Genomic DNA, 18,967 nt, shown 5'->3' on the forward strand with positions numbered 1-18,967 from the left:
GCCTCCCCCGCACGGGGGAGACGATCTCCACCCGCGAGGGAGGACCCGCAGCCGCCCCGGCGGCCAGGCTGCTGCCATGACCAGCATCGAAGTCCAGGCCCTCACGAAGGAGTTCGGTACCCGACGAGCCGTGGACGACCTCACCTTCACCGTCCTCCCCGGCCGTGTCACCGGCTTCCTCGGCCCCAACGGCGCCGGAAAGTCCACCACCATGCGGCTCGTGCTCGGCCTCGACCGGCCGACCTCCGGCACCGCCACCGTCGGTGGCCGCCCCTACGCGGCCCTGCGCGAACCCCTGCGCCACGTCGGCGCGTTGCTCGACGCCGGGGCCGCGCACGGCTCCCGCACCGCCCGCGACCATCTGCGCGTCCTGGCGGCGGGCAACCGCATCCCGAGCGCACGCGTCGACGAGGTGCTGGAGGAGACGGGGCTCGCGTCGGTGGCGCGGCGCCGGGTGAAGACGTACTCGCTGGGCATGCGCCAGCGGCTCGGCATCGCCGCCGCACTCCTGGGCGACCCCGAGGTGGTCATGCTCGACGAGCCGTCCAACGGCCTCGACCCCGAAGGCATCGTCTGGATCCGGGACCTGACGCGGCGCCTGGCGGGGGAGGGTCGGACGGTGCTCGTCTCCAGCCACCTCATGAACGAGACCGCCTCCTTCGCGGACCACCTCGTGGTCCTCGGCCGGGGACGTCTGCTGGCCGACACCCCGATGCGGGAGTTCATCCACGCGCGCGTGCGGCCGAGCGTGCGGATCCGCACCACGGACGCCGCCGCGCTCACGACCGCCCTCGCCCGGCACGGCCACGACGCCGTCCAGCACGACGACGGGCACTGGACCGTGCACCACGCGCGCGTGGACGACATCGGCCGCATTGCCTCGGAAGCGCACGTCCCACTCCTCGAACTCGCCGCTGAGGAGGGGACGTTGGAGCAGGCGTACTTCGATCTCACCGCGACCGAGGCCGAGTTCACCACCCAGTCACAGCAGCAGCCCCAGGAGGCCGGACCATGACCTTCGCACCCGTGCTCCACGCGGAGTGGCTCAAGATCCGCACCCTCCGTTCGCTTCCGGGAGCGCTGCTGGCGCTGTTCGCCGTCACCACGGGGTTCTCGGCGCTGGCCGGCGCCGACGGGAGTTCCGACCCGGAGTTCGACCCGCTGTTCACGGCCCTGTCCGGGATCCTGCCCGGCCAGATCGCGGCCATCTCGTTCGGTGCGATGGCCGTGTCGTCGGAGTACCACGGGGGTGCGCTCCGGCTGACGCTCGCCGCGACCCCGCAGCGCGGACGCTGGTTCGCCGCCAAGATGACGGCCATCGCCGTACCGGCCCTGCTGGTCGGACTGGTCACCGCCGGCGCCGCACTCGCCGCGGGCCGCGCGGGACTCGGCTCCGCGGCCGACGGGCTCACCGTGGCCGAACAGCTGCGCGGGGTCCTGGGCTGCGGGATCTACCTCATGCTGATCGCCCTGTTCGCGGCGGGTCTCACCGCCCTGCTGCGCAGCGGAGTGGCCACGCTGTCCATCCTGATCCCGTTCATCCTGGTGGTGTCGTTCGTCATCGGCGACGCCGCGGGCACCGTCGCGGACTTCCTGCCCGACAAGGCAGGCCAGATCGCCCTTCACCAGACGTACGACGGCCCTCTCGGGCCATGGTCGGGACTGACGGTGACGGCCCTGTGGACGGCGGCCGTGCTGCTGGCGGGCGGTTGGAGCGTACGGCGACGGGACGCCTGACCCCGCCAGTCGGAACCCGGTGAGCCGATATCCGGTGAGCCGACGGACGTCAGCCCTCCGCGCTCTCCTGAGCCTCGGCCGCCACCCGCAGCCGGGCGAACTCCTGCGCCATCGTCGCCGCCGTCCAGTGCGCGTTGAGCCCGCTCGGATTCGGCAGCACCCACACGCGCGTGCCCCCGATCACCCGCTCCTGCGGACCCACCTGGGCCTTGCGGTCGTCGAACGCCGCCCGATACGCGGTGACCCCCACGACCGCCAGCCAACGCGGCCGCAACCGTGCCACCTTGGCCGTCAGCAGTCGCCCGCCCTCGCGGTACTCCTCGGCGCTGAGTTCGTCGGCTCGTGCGGTCGCCCGCGCGACGACGTTCGTGATGCCGAGCCCGCAGGACGGCAACTCGCCCTGCTCCGAAGGCTTCATGAGCCTCGGCGTGAACCCGGACAGATGCAGGACCGGCCAGAAACGGTTGCCGGGGCGGGCGAAGTGATGGCCGGTCGCGGCCGTCATCAGGCTGGGGTTGATGCCGCAGAACAGCACGTGGAGGCCGTCCGCGACGACGTCCGGTACGAGACGGTCGCGGGCGGCCTCCAACTGCTCGGCGGTGAAGCGCGTCATGCCGGCAAGGGCTTCAGAGGATCGCCCCGGGCGTGTAACCGGCGGCCTCCGGGCGCTGCTTCACGATCTCCTCGATGCGGCCGACGACGATGCCGACCTGGTCGGCCGCGGCCCCCGTGAAGGACAGCTTGTCGGCCATCAGCGCGTCCAGCCCGGCGCGGTCGAGCGGGATGCGCTCGTCGGCGGCCAGCTTGTCGAGCAGTTCGTTGCGCTCGGCGCCCTGCTCACGCATCGCCAGGGCGGAGGCGACGGCGTTCTCCTTGATCGCCTCGTGCGCCACCTCACGGCCGACGCCCGCGCGCACCGAGCCCATCAGCACCTTGGTGGTGGCGAGGAACGGCAGGTAACGGTCCAGCTCGCGCGCCACGACCGCCGGGAAGGCACCGAACTCGTCGAGCACCGTCAGGAACGTCTCCAGCAGTCCGTCCAGCGCGAAGAACGCGTCGGGCAGCGCGACGCGGCGCACCACCGAGCAGGACACGTCGCCCTCGTTCCACTGGTCGCCCGCCAGCTCGCCGGTCATGGACGCGTAGCCGCGCAGGATGACCATGAGGCCGTTGACACGCTCGCACGACCGGGTGTTCATCTTGTGCGGCATCGCGGAGGAGCCGACCTGGCCCGGCTTGAAGCCCTCGGTCACCAGCTCGTGCCCGGCCATGAGGCGGATCGTCTTCGCCAGCGACGACGGCGCCGCCGCCAGCTGCACGAGCGCGGTCACGACCTCGTAGTCGAGGGAGCGCGGGTAGACCTGGCCGACGGAGGTGAAGGCCTGCGAGAAGCCCAGGTGACCGGCGATCCGGTCCTCCAGCTCGGCCAGCTTCGCCGCGTCGCCCCCGAGCAGGTCCAGCATGTCCTGCGCCGTGCCCACCGGGCCCTTGATGCCGCGCAGCGGGTAGCGACCGAGCAGCTCCTCGACCCGGCCGTACGCCACGAGCAGCTCGTCGGCGGCGGTCGCGAAGCGCTTGCCCAGCGTCGTGGCCTGCGCGGCCACGTTGTGGGAGCGGCCGGCCATGACCAGTTCGCCGTACTCACCGGACAGCTTGCCCAGCCGGGCCAGCACGGCCACCGTGCGGTCGCGCACCAGCTCCAGGGAGAGCCGGATCTGCAGCTGCTCGACGTTCTCCGTGAGGTCGCGGGAGGTCATGCCCTTGTGCACGTGCTCGTGCCCGGCGAGGTCGTTGAACTCCTCGATCCGCGCCTTCACGTCGTGCCGGGTGACCTTCTCGCGCTCGGCGATCGAGGCCAGGTCGACGGTGTCGAGGACGCGCTCGTAGTCGGCGATCGCCTCGTCCGGCACCTCGATGCCGAGGTCCTTCTGGGCCCGCAGAACGGCGAGCCAGAGCCGGCGCTCGAGCTTCACCTTCTCCTCGGGGGACCAGAGCGTGGCGAGCTCGGTGGAGGCGTAGCGTCCGGCGAGGACGTTCGGGATGCGGGGCTTGGCGGGCGCAGAAGTCACGTGTACGGAGTCTACCCGGCGTCCCGTGCGGCCCGGATCGCCCGTACAGCCCACAGCCCCCCAGGTCAGGGGTGCTGTGGACGCCGTCCTGCTGCGCTCGTCCGCGAGACGGATACGAACCCCGCACGCGGGCGGTACGAGCCTCCGCACGCGGGTGATACGGGCCTCGCATACGGGCGATCGAGTGAATTCCCTCGGCGTCGACGCGTCGTGGTTTCCAGGAGCCTCCACATCTCGTTCATAGTCTGCAGGTCGTGGCGAGTTCGAACGTGTGGCAGCACGGCTCCCGCGATGGCCCTGCGAATTCCGCCAATCCACAAGAACGCGTGAAATGACCGAAGTCGGCTTCCCCATTCCGCCTGAGAGAAAGACAACGAGAATGCGACAGGCCTTGACCAAGGGATTGATCGTGGCCGCCGCCGCGACCAGCGCCCTGTCCCTGTACGGCACGTGCGCGTATGCGGCTCCACGCGCACAGGGGGCTGTGGTGAACTCCGGCGCTGCGCTGTCGGCCCGTACGGATCCATGGGACTCGGACGGGCTGGACGACCTGGATGACAAAGTCGGCGAGATGCATGAAAAGTTCGGCGAGATGCGCGACAGGTTCCTCGAACTGAATGACAAGTTCGGCGGGATGTATCAGCCGGAATCCGCTTCCGAGAAGGACACCCCCGGATATGGCGGCTCCGGCTACGGCGCCGAGAAGCAGAGTGACCACGGCTATGGCGGCCACGAGCCGAGTGACCATGGCTATGGCTCGGAGAAGCCGAAGGACCACGGTTATGGCTCGGACAAGCCGAAGGACGATGGCTACGGCTCCGACAAGCCGAAGGACCATGGCTACGGCTCGGACAAGTCGAGCGACGACGGCTACGGCTACGGCTCCGACAAGTCGAGCGACGACGGCTACGGCTCCGACAAGCGGGACGACGACGGCTACGGCTACGGCTCGGACAAGCCGAGCGATGACGGGTACGGCTACGGCTCGGACGAGTCGGGCGACGACGGGTACGGGTACGGCTACGGCGAAGAGGAGAAGCCCAGGCCCGAACCCACGCCTCCGCACGAGCCGCCGCCGTCCAAGCCCGGGAAGCCGGACCACCCCAAGATGCCCGAGACCGGCGCCGAGAGTGTCATCGGAGGCGTGGCCGCCAGTGGGGCGCTGCTGATCGCCGGAACCGTGCTGTACCGGCGGAGCCGGGCCGCGGCCCGTCGATAGCGGACCGGGTCCCGCCGGAGAGGCTCGGCGCCTCGACCCGACCGGCCTCCGCCTCTGCCTCCCCCCGGGGGCTGAGGCGGAGGCCGGAGCCATGTGGGCCTACGCCGCCGGGCCTTCGTACGGCAGCAGCTCAGGCCGCTTCGGCGGCAGTCCGTCCCCGGACGACCGCCCCGTCAGCCGGCGCCCGATCCACGGCAGCAGATGCTGCCGGGCGAACCGCACGTCCGCGGTCCGCCGCGCGACCCAGCCCGGCGGCATCGTGGCCGCCATCGGCGTACGCCACTCGGCGTCCTCGGGGTCGTAGCCGAGCGTCTGCCACACCGCCTCCGCGACCCGGCGATGCCCCTCGGCCGTCAGATGCAGCCGGTCCACGTCCCACAGGCGGGGGTCGGAGAGCGACGGGGCAGCGTACAGGTCGACGACGACCGCGTCGTGCCGCTCGGCCAGCTCGTCGATGCAGACGAACAGCTCCTCCATGCGCGGCCGGAACCGCTCCAGGACCGGGCCCTGGCGGCCGGGGCTGCGCATCAGCACCAACTGCTTGCAGGACGGGGCGAGCGTCTCCACGGCCTCCTCCAGGAGGCCGCGCACGCGCCCCATGTCGCACTTGGGCCGCAGCGTGTCGTTGAGCCCGCCCACCAGCGTGATCACATCCGGCCGCATGGCTGCCGCCACGCCGACCTGCTCCTCGACGATCTGCTTGATCAGCTTCCCGCGCACGGCGAGATTGGCATACCGGAAACCGGGGGTGAGGGCGGCCATCCGTGTCGCGAGGAGGTCGGCCCAGCCCCGGTAGGAGCCGTCCGGGAGCAGGTCCGACATGCCCTCGGTGAAGGAGTCGCCGAGCGCGACCAGGCTGGTGTGATTGGGGTTCGTCTGCATGGCGACAGAGATGGTATCCCGGGTCCATACCCACCGGTCGGTCGCCCCGGGGTACCCGCTGCGACCGGCCGTCAGGCCCGCTGCCCGAACAGCTCCCGCAGCACGTCCTCCATGGTCACCAGGCCCGCCAGTCGGCCGTCGCGGCCCAGCACGGCCGCCAGATGCGTACGGCTGCCCCGCATCGCGGTGAGCACGTCGTCCAGCGGCGTGCTCTCCCGTACGCGCGCGATGGGCCGCATGTCCCGCACCTGGAACGGCACATCCCGCGGCGAGGCGTCCAACGCGTCCTTCACATGCAGATAGCCGACGATGCGCCGGGCCTCGTCGACGACCGGGAAGCGGGAGAAGCCCGACTCGGCCGACAGCCCCTCCAGCTCCTCCGGGGTGACGCCCACGCGCGCGTAGACGACGCTTTCGAGCGGGAGCACCACGTCACGCACCGGACGACGGCCCAGCTCCAGGGCGTCGTGCAGCCGCTCCCGAGCGCGTTCGTCGATGAGGCCGGCCTCGCCGGAGTCACGGACCAGCCGGGCCAGCTCGGCGTCCGAGAAGGTCGCCGTCACCTCGTCCTTGGTCTCGACGCGCATCAGCTTCAGCAGCGTGTTGGCGAAGGCGTTGATCGTGAAGATCACCGGCCGCAGCGCCCGGGACAGCGCGACCAGCGGCGGACCGAGCAGCAGGGCGCTGCGCACCGGCTCGGCCAGCGCGATGTTCTTCGGCACCATCTCGCCGAGCAGCATGTGCAGATACGTGGCCAAGGCCAGCGCGATCACGAAGGACACCACGTGCCCGGCGCTCTCCGGCACACCCACCGCGTGGAACACCGGCTCCAGCAGATGCTCGATGGCGGGTTCGGCGACCACACCGAGCACCAGGGTGCACAGCGTGATGCCGAGCTGTGCGGCCGCCATCAGCGCGGACACGTGCTGCAGACCCCACAGCACGCTCTTGGCGCGCCGGTCGCCCTGGTCGGCGTACGGCTCGATCTGTGAGCGGCGCACCGAGATCAGCGCGAACTCGGCGCCCACGAAGAAGGCGTTGACGACCAGCGTCGCGAAACCGATGAGCAGCTGTACGGCGGTCATCGCCCACCCTCCTTCTCGTTCTCCTCCGCTACGTCGTCCAGCGGCGCGTGCAGCAGGACCCGTGCGGCCCTGCGGCCCGTGGCGTCCACCACGTCGAGCCGCCAGCCGGCGACCTCGACCCGGTCACCGACGGCCGGTATACGGCCGAGCTCGGTCGCGACCAGACCGGCCAGCGTCTCGTACGGTCCCTCGGGCGCCCGCAGCCCCACGCGCGCGAGGTGGTCCACCCGCGCCGAACCGTCGGCCGAGAACAGCGCCCGGCCGTCGTCGTCGCTGCCCGCGGAGGCGAGGTCGGGCGTCTCGTGCGGGTCGTGTTCGTCCCGCACCTCGCCGACGACCTCCTCGACGATGTCCTCCAGCGTGGCCACGCCCGCCGTGCCGCCGTACTCGTCGATGACCACGGCCATGGTGCGCTTGCCGGACAGCCGGTCGAGGAGCCGGTCGACGGTGAGTGTCTCGGGGACGAGCAGCGGCTCGCGCATCAGCTCGGCGACGGAGACACGGGGCCGGCGCGCGGCGGGCACCGCCAGGATGTCCTTGATGTGCGCGGTGCCCACGACCGAGTCGAGGCTGCCGCGGTAGACCGGGAACCGGGACAGCCCGGTCGCCCGCGTCGCGTTCGCCACGTCCTCGCAGGTCGCCTGGGCGTCGAGGGCGACGACCTGGACGCGCGGGGTCATGACGTTCTCCGCGGTCAGATCGGCCAGGTTCAGGGTCCGTACGAAGAGCTCGGCGGTGTCCGCCTCCAGGGCGCCCTCCCGGGCGGAGTGCCGGGCGAGGGCGGCCAACTCCTGGGGGCCGCGCGCGGCGGCCAGCTCCTCGGTGGGTTCCACGCCGAAGAGGCGCACTATGCGGTTCGCCGTGTTGTTGAGGTGGGTGATGAAGGGGCGGAAGATCGCGCTGAACCAGCGCTGCGCGTTCCCGACCGTCTTGGCCACGGCCAGTGGCGAGGAGATCGCCCAGTTCTTGGGCACCAGCTCGCCGACGACCATCAGGACGACGGTCGACAGCGCGGTGCCGATCACCAGTGCGATCGAGCTCGCCGTCGAGCGGGAGACGCCCAGCGACTCCAGTGGGCCCGCGATCAGCGCGGCGATCGACGGTTCGGCGAGCATGCCGACGACCAGATTGGTGACCGTGATGCCGAGCTGCGCGCCGGAGAGCTGGAACGTCAGATTCCGTACGGCCTTCAGAGCGCCGGCGGCGCCCCGCTCACCGCGCTCCACGGCCCGCTCCAGCTCGCTGCGCTCGACCGTGGTCAGCGAGAACTCGGCCGCGACGAAGGCACCACAGGCGAGCGACAGCAGGATCGCCACCAGAAGGAGGAGCACTTCGGTCATCGGGTCACCTCCGTCCCATCGTCGGACAGGGTGGGGAGGATCGCGCGATGTCGTCTACTGGGAGGCTCGCCCATGGGCGGACGCTCACACCTTTCACTGGAGGACCGAAGTGGTCCCCCAATAGTAAAGGACGGGCAAAGTGCTTCGGTGAAGCGGTCGGACAGTGATCGGAGACCGATCGGACAGCGGTCAGTCGGTGAGGTGCTTCACCCACCGTCGCCACTGCTCCTCGGGCGCGTACCCGGCCGCGCCCCAGGCATGCTGCGCGGTCTCGTTGCGCTGCAGCACCATCGCGTCGCCCCGGCGCCCGCCGAGCCGTACGAACCTCTCCTCCGCGGCGGCCAGCAGCGCCGAGCCGATGCCCCGGCGGCGCCGCTCCGGGTGCACCGCCAGCCGGTACAGATGACAGCGCCAGCCGTCGAAGCCCGCGATCACCGTGCCGACCAGCTCGCCGTCCAGCTCGGCCAGGACGAGCGCCTCGGGGTCACGGGCGACCAGGCGCTCCACGCCGTCCCGGTCGTCGCTGATGCTGGTGCCCTCGGCGGCCGTCTTCCAGAAGGCCAGCACGGTGTCGAGATCGTCGGCCGTCGCGGCCCGTATCCGCAGATCAGTCATGGTCCGATCCCATCACGGGAGCCGGAACGGGACGCGTAATTCCATTATGCGGACGGCTACTTGCCGCGCAGCCGCTCGATCACCGGCGCGAACGCCTCCATGTACGGCTCCAGGACGGTCAGATAGGTGAAGCCGTACCGCTCCCGCCGGGCCAGCACCTGTTCGACGATCTGCTCCAGGGCGCCGACCAGGAGGATGGGCAGCGCCAGGACCTGCTCCAGGGTCAGTTCCGGCACCCGGTCGAGCAGAGGCTGGACCACGCTCGCGCGGTCCTCGGTGACGACCACCATCTGCAGGAGGAGGTTCAGCTCCGCCGGGTCCTCCCGGCCCGCCGCGAACTTCCGGTACCGGGCCACTCGCTCGTCGAGCTGCTCGGCCGTGACGGGGACGAGCCGCCCCGTCGAGCTCTCCGGGTCCGCGTACGCGCCCCCGAACGCCGCGATGTCGGCGTGCTCGGCGGTCAGCCGCAGGACGCGGTCGCCGTTTCCGCCGATCAGCAGCGGTACGCGTGGCTTCTGCGCCGGCCGCGGCATGGGGGTCCCCCCGCTCGAGCGAAGCCGAGAGTGGGGGAGCTCGTCCGATCCGTGCAGCCGCTCCAGCTCCTCGACCGTGCGCCGCAGATGGTCCACGCGCTCGCGGGGAGAGCCGAACGGCAGACCCGCCGTGTCGTGCTCCGCCTGTACGTAGCCCGCGCCGAGCCCGAGCTCGAGGCGCCCGCCCGTCAGGGCGTCGGTCGTCGCCACCTCCCGGGCGAGCAGGGCCGGGTTCCAGAACCCCGCGTTGAGCACGAACGTGCCCAGTCGTGGCCGCTCGGTCGCCTCGGCCGCCGCGACCAGGGCCGGGAACGGCGCGGGCATGCCCAGGTGGTCGGGGACCAGGATCACGTCGTAGCCGAGCTCCTCGGCCCGGCGGCACTTGGCCCGCCACTGGTCGGCCGGGGCGGGGGTCATCAGGGTGACGCCGAAGCGGAACGGGCGCGGGCCATCCGGTCGCGACATGAACTCTCCTCACCTGCAAGGGACTTGAGTGCCTGCCTGCGATTCCATCACTCGTGCGCGATGGCCGCCAGCACATTCATGCGCGATGCACGCAACGCGGGCAGCAGCGCCGCCACGACACCCACCACGGCCGAGCCGATCACCACCGCGACCATCGTGCCCCAGGGGATCGCCAGCGCCGTCATGCCCTGCAACGCCAGCACCTGCTGGGTGCACACGCCCCACACCAGCCCCAGCGCCAGGCCCAGGACCGCGCCGAACACGGCGATCACCACCGACTCCAGCCGGATCATCCGGCGCAGCTGCCGCCGGGCCAGCCCGATGGCCCTGAGCAGCCCGATCTCCCGGGTGCGCTCGACGACCGACAGGGCGAGGGTGTTGACCACGCCCAGCACGGCGATGATGATCGCGAGCCCGAGGAGGGCGTAGACGAGGTAGAGCAGTACGGCGATCTGGTCGTGCACCAGGTCCTTGTAGTCGGCGATGTCCCGGACCTGCACCTGCGGATACGGGTCGAGCGTCTTCTCCAGGCCTGCCCGCAGGTCGTCGTCGCCGGTGCCGGAGGCGGCGTTGACGTACACGGCCGCGTCCTGTCCGCCCGGCGCGTACTTCTCCAGTGTGCCCAGGCCGAAGTAGATCCCGCCCTGCGCGCCGAACCCCTCGGCGGCCTCCTGGTCGGTGAGGGCGCCCACCCTCAGCTCGGCCCGCCGGTCGCCCTGGAACGCGACGGGGAGCGTGTCGCCGACGCGTACGCCGTGGTCCTCGGCGAAGTCCTTGTCCATGGCGAGGTTCCCGGCCGCGAGCGCGGCCGCGGTGTCGCCCTGCGCGTACGTGATGTGGGCGACCTCGTCGAGCTCGGGTTCGTAGCCCGCGGCGGTCGTCTTCACACGGTCGCCGTCCGGCATGCGCACCGCGATCGTCACGAACTGCGAGCGCACGACGAGCCCCACGCCCTCGGTGTCCTCGATCCGCTCGGTGACCTCCCTGGGGAAGGGCACGAAGTTGCTGTTCTGCACCACGAAGTCGGCGCCGAGCGTCTTGTCGATCTGCTCGTCGAACGACTTGGTCATCGAGGCGCTGGCCACCGACATCCCGCCGACCAGCGCGAGGCCCACCATCAGGGCGGCCGCCGTGGCCCCGGTGCGGCGCGGATTGCGCAGGGCGTTGCGCTGGCTCATCCGGCCGACCGAGCCGAACAGCGCCGGGAAGGCCCCGCCGAGCACCCGGATCACGGGACGTACGAGCAGCGGTCCCGCGATCACGGTCGCGACGAGGGTCAGCAGGACGCCGAGACCCAGCAGGGAGGCCGCCGACGACGTCTTCGACGACACGGCACAGCCCACGAGCGCCGCCGCGCCGGCCGCGCCGACCACGGAGCCCGCCACCGCGCGCATCCGCAGCGGCCGCCCGATCTCGGCGATCTCGGCGTCCGCGAGGGCCGCCATCGGCGAGACGCCGGCCGCGCGCCGCGCCGGCAGGTACGCCGCGACGAAGGTGACGCCGAGGCCGACGACGTAGGCGGTGAACGGGGTCACCCACCCGACGACCATCTCGTTCGCCCTGATGTTCATGCCCATCAGACCCATCAGCTCGATGAGTCCGACGGCCAGCCCGATGCCGGCGGCGAGGCCCAGCGTCGAGCCGACCAGCCCGAGCAGCAGCGCCTCGGTGAGGACCGAGCGCCGCACCTGGCGCCGGTCGGCGCCCAGTGCCCGCAGCAGGCCGAGCTCGCGGGTGCGCTGGGCGATCAGCATCGAGAACGTGTTGACGATCAGGAACACGCCCACGAGGACCGCGACCCCGGCGAAGCCGAGCATGACGTACTTGATGATGTCGAGGAATCCGCCCAGCTGTTCGACGTCCGACTTGGCCTGCTCGTCGGCGGTGCGCAGCTCGTAGGTGTCGGCGTCGGACCCGAGCGCGTCGGCCACGCGCCGCTTGAGCTCCGTGTCGCTGACGCCCTCGGCCGCGTCCACCGAGATGCCGGTGGCGCCCCGCGGGTCGCCCAGCAGCTTCGTCTGCGCGGTCGCGGTGTCGAAGAAGACCAGTGCGGCACCGGGGTTGGTGGTGGTGAAGGTGACGATGCCGACGACCTCGACCGGGAAGGAGCCCTCCTGCCCGATGACCGTGAGCCGGTCGCCGATCCGCACGTCCTTGCTGTCGGCGGTGTCCGCGTCGATCAGGACCTGCCCGTCGCCCTGCGGGGCGCGGCCCGAGGTGAGCTCCACGGGGCTGCGTTCGGTCGGGTTCCAGGCGGTGCCGATCGTGGGGGCGCCGGTGGTCGGGCCCACCGACTCGCGGTTCTCGTCGGCGACGGTGAGGCCCTCCACGTCCACTTCGGCGCGGGCCGCCGCGACGCCCTGGACCTGGGACAGGCGGTCGGCGAGCGAGGCCGGCAGGGTCAGGGTCTGACCGGAGGGCACCGTCTCGTCGAGGGTCTCCCTCGGGGTGACGGTGACGTCGGCGGCGGTCGAGGCGAAGAGCCGGTCGAAGGTACGGCTGACGGTGTCCGAGAAGATCAGGCTGCCCGCGACGAACGCCACGGACAGGATCACCGCCAGGGCGGAGAGCAGCAGCCGCCCCTTGTGGGCGAGGAAGCTCCGGAGCGTCGCCTTCAGCACGGGTCAGGGCTCCTCGGGCGACGGGTTGCCGGTGGTGGGTGTCGCTCCCGGCGGGGGACCGCTGTCGTCGGACTGGCCGCGGATCACGTCGAAGCCCGAGGTCTGGGGGTTCCCCCCGGCAAAGAGGCGCATCCGCTCCAGTACGGCCTCCGCCGTCGGCCGCTCCATCTCGTCGACGATCCGCCCGTCCCCGAGGAAGAGCACCAGGTCGGAGTGGGCGGCGGCGCCCGGGTCGTGGGTGACCATGACCACGGTCTGCCCCAGCTGGTCAACCGCCTCCCGCAGGAAGCCGAGCACCTCCAGACCGGCCCGCGAGTCGAGGTTGCCGGTCGGCTCGTCGGCGAAGATCAGCTCGGGCCGGGAGGCCAGCGCGCGGGCACAGGCGACGCGCTGCTGCTGGCCGCCGGAGAGCTGGGAGGGCCGGTGCTTGAGGCGATCGCGCAGGCCCAGCGTGTCGATGACCTGGTCCAGCCACTTCTCGTCGGGCTTCTTGCCGGCGATGTCCATGGGCAGGGTGATGTTCTCGGCCGCGTTCAGGGTCGGGATGAGGTTGAACGACTGGAACATGAAGCCGATCCGGTCCCGCCGCAGCCGGGTCAGCTCGCGCTCCCTCAGCCCGGTGATCTCGGTGTCGCCGAGCCACACCTGCCCGGCCGAGACGTTGTCGAGGCCCGCGAGGCAGTGCATCAGCGTGGACTTCCCGGAACCCGACGGCCCCATGACCGCCGTGAAGCGGCCGCGCGCGATGTCCACGTCCACCGAGTCGAGGGCGAGCACGGTCGTCTCGCCCGAGCCGTACGCCTTGGTCAGACCGCGGGCGCGGGCCGCGATCCCGTCGGCCGACGCGGGGTTCGGGGCGTACTCCGCAGCTGCGTTGGGCAAGACCGCCTCCTCGCGGACGTAACGGACTCCTCGTCCCAGCCGAGCGTAATGTGATCCACCCCACACCCGGTATCCCTCGTAGGTCCCGGTCGGTCTCCGTCCCAGGTCGGGCCCCTGATGTCGATGTAAGGGGCACCCTTCGCCCCCTGGGCCCCCTTGCCGCTGCTAGCGTCCGAGCGCTAGCTTCTAGTTATGGCGAAGACCCAGCTGAACGTGAGAGTCGACGAGGGCACGGCCCGCGCCGCTCGCGAACGTGCCCTGGCCCGTGGGATGAGCGTCAACCGCTACATCGAGGAGCTGGTCAGAAAGGACACAGGGGAGGTCGGCCACACGTTCGTGGACGCCGCCGCCGATTTCATGAAGCAGTACGAGTCCGTCTTCGCCGAGGAATTCGGCGCGGAGCGCGAAGGTCGCCGCTGATCCGTTGAGCAATCTGACCATCGACCTTGCCTGGCTGCTGATGCTCGCCGAGAAGCGCACACCCGGGGACCCTCAGGTCACCGACTGGGGAGCTCTCGTCGCCGCCGTCGCCCGCCATCAGGCCGAGATATTCGACGTCCCCGTCTACGACAGTCCGCAGGCCCGCGCCGCGGCCCTGCTTCAACTGCTCATCCACGTCCCGGCGTTGGAGCGCTCCAACGCGCTGTTCGCCTCCGCCGTGGCCTACGCCTACCTGGTCGCCAGCGGCCTCAAGGTCGTCACCTCGCCCGAGCAGGTGCGTGACCTGGCCCGGCTGGTCAAGAGCGGTGAGGCCTCGGTCGAGGACATCGCCCGCGAACTGCGCCAGTGGAGCCTGTGATCAGACGGGCCGCTCCTCGGCCGGCCGCCACGCCGTGCCCAGCACGCAGTACGACGACGGAAGCACCGGCCCCTTCTCCGGCATCATCACCCGCCGGACGGGGCCGAGCTCGAACCCGGCCGTCCGCAACGCGGCGACCGGCTCGCGCGAGACATGGCAGCCGCCGCTCACCAGCGGCCACACCGTCCGGTCCAGCGCACGCTGCGTGAACTGCATCGCGGGCCCGCCGCCCCGGCCGTGCTCGAAGAACCGCACGACACCGCCCGGCCGCAGCACCCGCCGTACCTCACCGAGCGCCCGCGGCACGTCCCGCACGCTGCACAGCACCAGCGAGAGCACCACCGCGTCGAAGGCCTCGCTCTTGACCGGCAGCGCCTCCGCCGCGCCCGGCACCACGTCCACCGGCACCCCGGCGCGCAGCGCGGACTCCACCGCCAACTTCCGCAGCAGGCGCTCCGGTTCGATGGCGACCACCTCCGAGACCGCGCTCGGATAGTGGGCGAAGTTCAGGCCGTTGCCCGCGCCGATCTCGATCACCCGGCCGGACAGCCCGGCCAGCAGCCGTTCGCGGATGTCGCCCATGCCCATCCGGGACTCGGCGTTGACGCTGATCCGGGCGTAGAAACGGGCGAACAGCGGGTGGTGCACGGCATCCCGTGACACCTTGCCGGAGCCGGCGGGCCGTAGGGACCGTAGGGCCATGGGTACCTCCCGGACGGAAGGGGACTCACTCCCGATTGTCCCCCGTTCGGGACCGGCGCACCCCCCGCTGTCGCTGTGACCGTCATGCGGCCTGCGGACAGCTGTCGTGTGGCTGTCGCTCAGCCGGGGCTCGGCCTCAGCCGATGAAGTCCCGGACCTGCTCGTACACGCCGTGGTCGTTGTTCATGTCGGTGTGCGAGACGCAGCCGACCTCGACGTTCGTGGCGCCGCTGAGGATCGCGGTGGTGTCGGGTGTGAGCGCGTCGTCGCAGTTCGACCAGTAGCTCGCGTACGACACGCTGCCCGGGGTCTCGTCGCCGGAGTTCAGGGAGGCCAGGAACGAACTGCCGGTGTTCATCTCCGCGCACGAGGTGTACAGCCACGCGCACCACGAGGCGGTGGACGTGCCGTGGTTCACGCCGGCCGTGGAGACGAAGTCGTCGACGTACGACGTCCCGCCGAGGTTCTTGAGGTAGTAGCGGGAGCTGAGCGCGCCCATGGAGTGGACCACCACGTCGACCTTCGAGGCGCCGGTCCGGGCGAGCACGTTTCTGATCTCGGTCGAGAGCTGCTGAGCGGTGGTGGCGTTCGACTGGGCCCAGTCGTACGAGAACGCGTCCAGCTCGGAGGCGCTGTAGCCGTCGGCCTTGAAGTAGCCGACCCAGTCGTCCCAGCTGCTCGCCGAGCTGCTGAGGCCGTGCACGAAGACGACGGGGTCGTGGGTCGCGGCGTGCGCGGGTGTGGGGGAGAGGGACAGTGACAGAAGGAGCGTGGTGGCCAGGGCCGAACAGGCCGTGGCGATGCGACGCGTGGTGCGCTGCATGATGCCTCCTGAAACGTGTGGGGTTGTCAGGAGTGTCGAGCCGGGTCTACGCGCGCCGCATCGGCGAAATCGCCGGTCTTTACGGTTCAATTAACTCGCCAGTAACGTCATTTGTGTGGTGACTCCGGTGAACCCCCCGCCTCTCGACCGCACTTCGCCACCGCGGCGCACGGACGCGTGGCGACAGCCGGACGCCGTCCTTCCGGAAGGCGTCCGCGTCCGCGTGCTGCGTGCCGTGTACGGCGATCCGCGCGCCGCCGCCGAACTGGCCCCGCGCCTGACCGACCGCCAGGCGACGGGCGTCGACCCGCTGCCCACGTCACCGGCCGAACTGGCCCCGTCCCTGCTGCGTGAACGCCGTGCGGAGATCAGGGCGTTGCCGGACGACACGCGTCTGCTGCTGCTCCTCGCCGCGGCCGACCAGTACCCCGTCCCCACCGACGCCTTCCTGCGTGCCGTCATGGCCGCCCGCCTCGACACTCGGCTGCTGGACGCCGCCGAGGCGGCCGGGATCGCGCACGCGGGAGCGGGCGGGGTGGTGTTCCGCGACGCCTGGACGCGGATCGCGGCCTACGAGACGGGCTCCCCGGCCGACCGCCGCGACGTCCACCGCCTGCTGGCCCGCGTGCTGCGCGGCGAGGGCGAGACGCCGTGGCGCTCCTGGCACCGGGGCGCGGGGGCGCTCGGCCCCAGCGCACGCCTGGCGGCGGAGCTCGGCGCCGCCGCGGGCAAGGCGGGGGAGGCGGGGCGCCTGTCGGTGGCACGCGCACTGGCCGAGCGGGCCGCCGCGCTGTGCCCCGACCCGTCCGAGCAGGCCCGCCTGCTGGCCCGGGCCGCCGCGTACGCCTGGCGGTCGGGCGACGGCGACCGGGCACGCAGGCTGGCGGCGGCCGTCTCCGACGACGCGTTGAGCGGGGTGCTGGCCCTCCGGGCGGGGAACGCGGCGGAGGCGTTCGACGCGTTGTTGATGGGGGTGGTGCGGGCGGCGGCGGGGGGCGCGGGGGCGACGGGTGTGGCGGGGGTAACCGAGCCCACGGGTGTGTCGGGGGTGACCGAGCCCGCGGGTGTGTCGGGTGTCGTGGAGCCCACGGGCGTGGGGGACGTCGCGGGGCCGACGGGCGCGGCGGGGGTAACGGAGCCCGCGGGTGTGTCGGGTGTCGTGGAGCCCACGGGCGTGGGGGACGTCGCGGGGCCGGCGGGCGCGGCGGGGGTAACGGAGCCCGCGGGTGTGTCGGGTGTCGTGGAGCCCACGGGCGTGGGGGACGTCGCGGGGCCGGCGGGCGCGGCGGGGGTAACCGAGCCCGCGGGTGTGTCGGGTGTCGTGGAGCCCACGGGCGTGGGGGACGTCGCGGGGCCGGCGGGCGCGGCGGGGGTAACCGAGCCCACGGGTGCTGCAGAGCTTGTGGTGTCGGCGGGCGTTGCGGTGCCCTCCACTTCGGCGGTTTCGGACCCCGACGGTGCGGATGGCGCAGGCTCCGCAGTCGCCGCTGACGACGCCGGTCTGCGGTCGGCGGGCCCGGCGGCGAGGGCCTCCCGGCCCACAGCGCACGGCGCCTCCCGGGCCACAGCCCATCGCGCCACGCGGCCCGCAGTCCCCGCCGCGTCACCCACTGTCGTCACGCCCACCCCGACCCGTACCCCCACCCTCACGGGGCCCCTCACCGGGACCCCCACCCCGGCCGCCCACCTCCTCGCCCGAGTCACCGAAGCCGCCATCTACACCGGAGACGTACGCCGTCTGCGTGAGGCCGCCCGGGTCGCCGATCGGCACGGGCTCGTGCCGCCCGGGACGTTGACCGGGCTCGTGGCCGCCTTCGACGGGCGGTACGAGGACGCGCGGGACCTGCTGAAGTCGGCGGCCGGGCGGTGTGGGCCGGGTGGTGACCCCACCGTCCTGATCCACGCCGGGATCGCCGCGCTGCTCCTGGGCGACCACACCCGCGCGGCCACCGCGACCGTCCGCGCGGCCGCCTCCGCGAGGGCGCTGGGTACGCCGGTGACCGTGCCGCAGGCCATGGAGTTCCGCGCGTACGCCGACTTCTGGACCGGGCGTCCCAGGGCCGGCGAGGCCGCCGCGGCCGACGCGTTGTGGCAGGCCCACGCCACCGGTCAGGACAACGGCGCCTGTCATCTGCAGGCCGCCCTCGCGATGTTCGCCGCGCTCACCGGAGACGCCGAGGTCTGCCACGAACGCGCCGCGACCGCGCGGTCGTACGCCCTCACCCACGGGCTGGGCCTGCCCGCCGCCCTCGCCCAGTGGGCGCTCGCCTTCCTCGACCTGAGCAGCGGCCGCTTCGCCGCGGCGGCGGCCCGGCTGCGCGCCCTCGCCGGTTTCGGGCCCGGCCACGGCCACCGGGCCGTCCGCCACCTGGCCACCCCGCACTACGTGGAGGCAGCCGTCCGCACGGGGGACACGAGGGTCGCCCGAGTCGCGCACGCCGACTACCACCGCTGGGCGAGCACGGTCCGCAGCCCCGACGACCTGGCCCTCAGTGCCCGCTGCGGCGCCCTGCTCGCTCCGGGGGAGGAAGCCGTCGAGCACTACCGGACGGCACTCGACCTGCACTCCCACGGCACCCGCGACTTCGAACGCGCCCGCACGGAGCTGCTGTTCGGCAGCGCTCTGCGTCGGCTGCGCCGCCGTACGGAGGCACGCGACCGCCTGCACAGTGCACTGGAAGCCTTCGACTCCTTCGGCGCCCCGCACTGCGCGGCCCAGGCCCGCACCGAGCTCCGCGCCCTCGGCACCCCGGCAGCCCCCGCGCCGGCCGGCCTCGACGCCACCGTCGCCCGCCTCACGGCACAACAGCTTCTGGTCGCGCGGATGGCGGCGGAGGGCGCGACCAACCGCGAGATCGCCGGCCGCCTGGCCCTCAGCCCGCGCACCATCGACCATCACCTGCGAGGCGTCTTCACCCGCCTGGGCATCCGCTCCCGCATCGAACTGGTACGGCTCCTCGCCGAGAGCGACGAGAGCGAGGCTGTCTAGGAACCGGAGAAGGCACGGGCGAACCCGGCGAGATTCACCGGGCACGCCCATATCTCCCGGGTCATCCGGTGCTCGAACCTCTTCTCCGAGTCGTCGTCGGAACAGGGCTGCGCATCGTCCAGGACGGCTTCCTGAGCGGCGTCCTGCTCCGGACGGGCCAGCATCTCCAGGACGTACCGGAAGTTGTCCAGCTCGAAATCGAGCTC

General features: G+C 72.0%; 18 protein-coding genes. 6 read left to right on the forward strand and 12 right to left on the reverse strand.

The annotated features are described in order from the left end of the window. Window positions 1-76 precede the first annotated feature (76 nt). Both ABD932_RS13310 and ABD932_RS13315 read left to right on the forward strand, forming a co-directional pair. Entirely contained in the window at window positions 77-1,015 is a 939-nt protein-coding gene (locus ABD932_RS13310; RefSeq protein WP_345012098.1) for an ABC transporter ATP-binding protein, read from the forward strand. Further along, window positions 1,012-1,737, forward strand: coding sequence for an ABC transporter permease (locus ABD932_RS13315; protein WP_345012100.1), 726 nt, complete (start codon window positions 1,012-1,014; stop codon window positions 1,735-1,737). Before ABD932_RS13310 ends, ABD932_RS13315 begins: the two co-directional genes overlap by 4 nt. A gap of 49 nt (window positions 1,738-1,786) precedes the next feature. Here ABD932_RS13315 and mug read toward each other — a convergent pair whose 3' ends face one another. Both mug and purB read right to left on the reverse strand, forming a co-directional pair. Then, window positions 1,787-2,350: a G/U mismatch-specific DNA glycosylase gene (gene mug / locus ABD932_RS13320; protein ID WP_345012102.1), complete on the reverse strand. Its 564-nt coding sequence runs from the start codon at window positions 2,348-2,350 to the stop codon at window positions 1,787-1,789. Between the two features lie 13 nt (window positions 2,351-2,363). After that, a complete protein-coding gene (purB, locus tag ABD932_RS13325) occupies window positions 2,364-3,806 on the reverse strand; it encodes an adenylosuccinate lyase (RefSeq protein WP_345012104.1) in 1,443 nt (480 codons plus the stop codon). A gap of 391 nt (window positions 3,807-4,197) precedes the next feature. Between purB and ABD932_RS13330 the strand changes: the two genes are divergently transcribed. Continuing rightward, window positions 4,198-5,025, forward strand: coding sequence for a hypothetical protein (locus ABD932_RS13330; RefSeq protein WP_345012106.1), 828 nt, complete (start codon window positions 4,198-4,200; stop codon window positions 5,023-5,025). Window positions 5,026-5,124: 99 nt separating this feature from the next. Here the strand turns inward: ABD932_RS13330 and ABD932_RS13335 are convergent, their stop codons facing one another. The 7 genes from ABD932_RS13335 to ABD932_RS13365 form a co-directional block, all read right to left on the reverse strand. Next, on the reverse strand, window positions 5,125-5,907 hold the full coding sequence (locus ABD932_RS13335) for an SGNH/GDSL hydrolase family protein (RefSeq protein WP_345012108.1): 783 nt from the start codon (window positions 5,905-5,907) through the stop codon (window positions 5,125-5,127). Between the two features lie 71 nt (window positions 5,908-5,978). Next, window positions 5,979-6,992, reverse strand: coding sequence for a hemolysin family protein (locus tag ABD932_RS13340; protein ID WP_345012110.1), 1,014 nt, complete (start codon window positions 6,990-6,992; stop codon window positions 5,979-5,981). Continuing rightward, window positions 6,989-8,332, reverse strand: a complete 1,344-nt coding sequence (locus ABD932_RS13345) for a hemolysin family protein (protein ID WP_345012112.1) — start codon at window positions 8,330-8,332, stop codon at window positions 6,989-6,991. The genes ABD932_RS13340 and ABD932_RS13345 overlap by 4 nt, the downstream gene beginning before the upstream one ends. Window positions 8,333-8,521: 189 nt before the next feature. Next, the gene (locus ABD932_RS13350) at window positions 8,522-8,947 is read right to left on the reverse strand and encodes a GNAT family N-acetyltransferase (protein ID WP_126389636.1); all 426 of its coding nucleotides are present in this window, start codon (window positions 8,945-8,947) and stop codon (window positions 8,522-8,524) included. 56 nt (window positions 8,948-9,003) lie between these two features. Then, window positions 9,004-9,945 (reverse strand): LLM class F420-dependent oxidoreductase, encoded by a 942-nt coding sequence (locus ABD932_RS13355; protein WP_345012116.1) that lies wholly within the window; start codon window positions 9,943-9,945, stop codon window positions 9,004-9,006. Between the two features lie 47 nt (window positions 9,946-9,992). Continuing rightward, window positions 9,993-12,566, reverse strand: a complete 2,574-nt coding sequence (locus ABD932_RS13360; protein WP_345012118.1) for an ABC transporter permease — start codon at window positions 12,564-12,566, stop codon at window positions 9,993-9,995. 3 nt (window positions 12,567-12,569) lie between these two features. After that, window positions 12,570-13,448: an ABC transporter ATP-binding protein gene (locus ABD932_RS13365; RefSeq protein WP_345012120.1), complete on the reverse strand. Its 879-nt coding sequence runs from the start codon at window positions 13,446-13,448 to the stop codon at window positions 12,570-12,572. A gap of 192 nt (window positions 13,449-13,640) precedes the next feature. On the opposite strand from ABD932_RS13365, the gene ABD932_RS13370 reads away from it, so the two are divergent. Further along, complete coding sequence (locus ABD932_RS13370) at window positions 13,641-13,868, forward strand: antitoxin (RefSeq protein WP_062704383.1); 228 nt, start codon at window positions 13,641-13,643, stop codon at window positions 13,866-13,868. A 4-nt stretch (window positions 13,869-13,872) separates the two neighbouring features. After that, entirely contained in the window at window positions 13,873-14,247 is a 375-nt protein-coding gene (locus ABD932_RS13375) for a fic family toxin-antitoxin system, toxin component (protein ID WP_128430484.1), read from the forward strand. Here ABD932_RS13375 and ABD932_RS13380 read toward each other — a convergent pair whose 3' ends face one another. Both ABD932_RS13380 and ABD932_RS13385 read right to left on the reverse strand, forming a co-directional pair. Continuing rightward, on the reverse strand, window positions 14,248-14,949 hold the full coding sequence (locus tag ABD932_RS13380; protein ID WP_345012126.1) for a class I SAM-dependent methyltransferase: 702 nt from the start codon (window positions 14,947-14,949) through the stop codon (window positions 14,248-14,250). 136 nt (window positions 14,950-15,085) lie between these two features. Next, on the reverse strand, window positions 15,086-15,772 hold the full coding sequence (locus ABD932_RS13385) for an esterase/lipase family protein (protein ID WP_345012128.1): 687 nt from the start codon (window positions 15,770-15,772) through the stop codon (window positions 15,086-15,088). Window positions 15,773-15,890: 118 nt separating this feature from the next. On the opposite strand from ABD932_RS13385, the gene ABD932_RS13390 reads away from it, so the two are divergent. After that, window positions 15,891-18,761: a LuxR C-terminal-related transcriptional regulator gene (locus ABD932_RS13390; RefSeq protein WP_345012372.1), complete on the forward strand. Its 2,871-nt coding sequence runs from the start codon at window positions 15,891-15,893 to the stop codon at window positions 18,759-18,761. Here the strand turns inward: ABD932_RS13390 and ABD932_RS13395 are convergent. Next, window positions 18,758-18,925, reverse strand: coding sequence for a hypothetical protein (locus ABD932_RS13395; RefSeq protein WP_345012130.1), 168 nt, complete (start codon window positions 18,923-18,925; stop codon window positions 18,758-18,760). The two genes, ABD932_RS13390 and ABD932_RS13395, sit on opposite strands and share 4 nt — an antisense overlap. Window positions 18,926-18,967: the final 42 nt, after the last annotated feature.

It is taken from the genome of Streptomyces shaanxiensis, assembly GCF_039537145.1.
Classification (GTDB): domain Bacteria; phylum Actinomycetota; class Actinomycetes; order Streptomycetales; family Streptomycetaceae; genus Streptomyces; species Streptomyces shaanxiensis.

What these genes read in the sequence shown, in the direction of transcription:
- ABD932_RS13310 (WP_345012098.1), top strand. Translation starts at nt 77, where the DNA reads ATGACCAGCATCGAAGTCCAGGCCCTCACGAAGGAGTTCGGTACCCGA.
- ABD932_RS13315 (WP_345012100.1), top strand. Translation starts at nt 1,012, where the DNA reads ATGACCTTCGCACCCGTGCTCCACGCGGAGTGGCTCAAGATCCGCACC.
- mug (WP_345012102.1), bottom strand. Translation starts at nt 2,350, where the DNA reads ATGACGCGCTTCACCGCCGAGCAGTTGGAGGCCGCCCGCGACCGTCTC.
- ABD932_RS13335 (WP_345012108.1), bottom strand. Translation starts at nt 5,907, where the DNA reads ATGCAGACGAACCCCAATCACACCAGCCTGGTCGCGCTCGGCGACTCC.
- ABD932_RS13340 (WP_345012110.1), bottom strand. Translation starts at nt 6,992, where the DNA reads ATGACCGCCGTACAGCTGCTCATCGGTTTCGCGACGCTGGTCGTCAAC.
- ABD932_RS13345 (WP_345012112.1), bottom strand. Translation starts at nt 8,332, where the DNA reads ATGACCGAAGTGCTCCTCCTTCTGGTGGCGATCCTGCTGTCGCTCGCC.
- ABD932_RS13350 (WP_126389636.1), bottom strand. Translation starts at nt 8,947, where the DNA reads ATGACTGATCTGCGGATACGGGCCGCGACGGCCGACGATCTCGACACC.
- ABD932_RS13355 (WP_345012116.1), bottom strand. Translation starts at nt 9,945, where the DNA reads ATGTCGCGACCGGATGGCCCGCGCCCGTTCCGCTTCGGCGTCACCCTG.
- ABD932_RS13370 (WP_062704383.1), top strand. Translation starts at nt 13,641, where the DNA reads ATGGCGAAGACCCAGCTGAACGTGAGAGTCGACGAGGGCACGGCCCGC.
- ABD932_RS13380 (WP_345012126.1), bottom strand. Translation starts at nt 14,949, where the DNA reads ATGGCCCTACGGTCCCTACGGCCCGCCGGCTCCGGCAAGGTGTCACGG.
- ABD932_RS13385 (WP_345012128.1), bottom strand. Translation starts at nt 15,772, where the DNA reads ATGCAGCGCACCACGCGTCGCATCGCCACGGCCTGTTCGGCCCTGGCC.
- ABD932_RS13395 (WP_345012130.1), bottom strand. Translation starts at nt 18,925, where the DNA reads ATGCTGGCCCGTCCGGAGCAGGACGCCGCTCAGGAAGCCGTCCTGGAC.